We start from the raw sequence: 2,282 nt of genomic DNA, 5'->3' as shown, positions 1-2,282 counted from the left end.
GTTAAGAATTATGTTAAAAAAGGAAGTAAACTTTATGTAGAAGGAAAACTGCAGACAAGAGAATATACAGATCAAGAGGGCAATAAAAAATATACTACTGAGGTAATTTTAAGCCAATTTAATAGCACTATTATGCTTATGGATTCTAAAGCTGGATACCAAGCCAGTACAAATAAAATTGCTTTTGACAACAAAAATAGCACTCCTAGTGTTAATGATGATTATGATGCTGAAGAAATTAAAGATGAAATACCATTTTAACTTCATGACTTCATGAAATTATATTTTTTTATTCAATATTGAAGTTTGGACAGAGACTTTAAGGTAGTAAAATTAAATAGTTATAGTAAGTGATTTTTATACAGTATATTTTAGCTAATATATTCTCTCAGAGGATAAGCTTATGAATATAAACAACAACTGATTGAGAATTATTCTAATAAAATCTAGTTCACCATTTTACTCACTTTTTAAAATTTAAAACTTTTCAGCTTTTTTATCGCAAAGTGTTGAGTATTTTTAATTTTAAATCTTAACAATAACAGCTTAAATTATCTTATAATATAAAAAACCTATATTTTATGCTGAATCTTACTTTATTAATATCATATTAATCAAAATTATTTACTAGTACTTTACTCGCAATAAATTGTTTGTTTTAATAATACTAAAATCTCTAAAAATTTAACATGCACTTAAAATTGGATAATGAAAATATTTACTATAAAGAAGAGGGTAAAGCAGAAAAAATTTTTGTTATGATTCATAATGCAGGTGGCAATCACAAATTTTTTCAGGAGCAAATAAAAATATTTAGTAATATTGGTAAAGTTTTTGCAATAGATTTACCAGGCCATGGCCTAACTAAAACAATGGATAAACAATATTCAATACTAAAATATGCAAAAATTATTATAAAATTTATCAAAAAGTTAAATCTTAATAATATTTGTCTTATAGGTTTAAATAACGGGGCAAATATTGGAATAGAAATTTTAAACAATAATGGAGATGAGTTTATTGATGAATTAATTTTAATTGATCCACCATTATTTATGAAAGAAAATTTTATTTTAGAGATTGAGGAATTTATTGATAAATTAAATACTCCAAATATTGAACATTTTATTGAAGATTTAACAAGCTTACTGTTTATTAAAGCTCCAAATGATATAAAATTAATTGCTAAGCAAAGTTTTAAAAGTGTTTCAGTGAGAATTTTAATTTCAATTTTTAAAGATCTGATTAATTGGAATAAAAATTGTAATGAAAAGCTTCTTGCAATTAATATACCAACATTGTGTATTATAACAGATGAACATCATTGCTCATATAATAAGATAAATAATTTAAATAAGAATTTTGAAATTGGAAAAGTTGTTGGTTCAAAATGTTGGGCAACATTAGAAGTACCTGAACAAATAAATGCAATGATATTAAGATTTCTAGAACTTCAAAATCTTCTAATATCACATATATTAAAAAAGCAAAAATAAATATTTATAGGAATATAATAGAGTAGGGGTACTTTAATATTTTGTTTTTACAATAATTTGATAACTCTATATCTTCACATAACTATGAGAAAATATTATCTAAAATAATTTTTTAAAATTTTTGTGTGAATCAATTCTAGTAATAAGGTTGATATATATACTTTTTTTCTAAAATTCAGTCTCTAAATTAAAATTTAAAGTAAATTCTCTTTTAATTAATAAATATTTACATATAATCTACTAAAAAAGGTTTTTTTTAAAAAAATATGTATAAAAAATTAGTTCTACTATCGTTTTTAGTATTAACATTAACTGGATGTAGCAAAAAAACAATGTCAAATTTAGGCTTAAGTAAAGGTTCTCCTGATGAATTTACAATTGTCCCTAATCAGCCTTTAACAGTGCCTCCTATGTTTCAATTAAAAGACCCTAATTTATTAGATAGCAATGCTAATAGTCAAAATGATCAGACTACAAAAAATATAAATGATAAAAATCTTTTATCTAAAGAAGATAAAAAGTTTTTAAGTAAATTTTGATACACGTCCTTTTGGTAAGAGCTAAAATAAGGGCATCTAGGCAAGAATAAAAATAAGTGGTAGAACAAAAGCCTAAAAAAATAGAGGCTACTGATGCTATTAGAAAAAAAGAAAAAAAGAATAAGTAATGAAAAATGGAAAGAGCTAGTAGAAGAATATAAAAAAAGTAATGTAAGTAAATATGAATTTTGTAAGCAAAAGAATGTGCCGAGAAGTACATTTTATAAATGGCACAGAATTCTTGTAG

4 protein-coding genes are annotated in these 2,282 nt (G+C 23.5%); all 4 read left to right on the top strand.

Features of this window, described 5'->3' with window-relative positions:
• The coding region (locus EIC27_RS08510; RefSeq protein ID WP_153183780.1) for a single-stranded DNA-binding protein at window positions 1-261 on the top strand (261 nt) is incomplete at its 5' end.
• A gap of 440 nt (window positions 262-701) precedes the next feature.
• Window positions 702-1,496 carry an alpha/beta fold hydrolase gene (locus EIC27_RS06675; RefSeq protein ID WP_205702365.1) on the top strand — a complete coding sequence of 265 codons (795 nt, stop codon included), beginning with the start codon at window positions 702-704 and terminating at the stop codon, window positions 1,494-1,496.
• A gap of 266 nt (window positions 1,497-1,762) precedes the next feature.
• On the top strand, window positions 1,763-2,035 hold the full coding sequence (locus tag EIC27_RS06670; protein WP_126045272.1) for a DUF3035 domain-containing protein: 273 nt from the start codon (window positions 1,763-1,765) through the stop codon (window positions 2,033-2,035).
• Between the two features lie 93 nt (window positions 2,036-2,128).
• The coding region (gene tnpA / locus EIC27_RS08505) for an IS66 family insertion sequence element accessory protein TnpA (protein WP_410519450.1) at window positions 2,129-2,282 on the top strand (154 nt) is incomplete at its 3' end.

The sequence above is a fragment of the Candidatus Aquarickettsia rohweri genome (genome assembly GCF_003953955.1).
Lineage (GTDB): Bacteria > Pseudomonadota > Alphaproteobacteria > Rickettsiales > Midichloriaceae > Aquirickettsia > Aquirickettsia rohweri.
Note: the sequence above shows the minus strand (reverse complement) of the source record. Positions and strands in the feature narration are given on the sequence as shown.

Coding starts and splice junctions, on each gene's coding strand:
- EIC27_RS06670 (WP_126045272.1), top strand. CDS start 1,763: ATGTATAAAAAATTAGTTCTACTATCGTTTTTAGTATTAACATTAACT.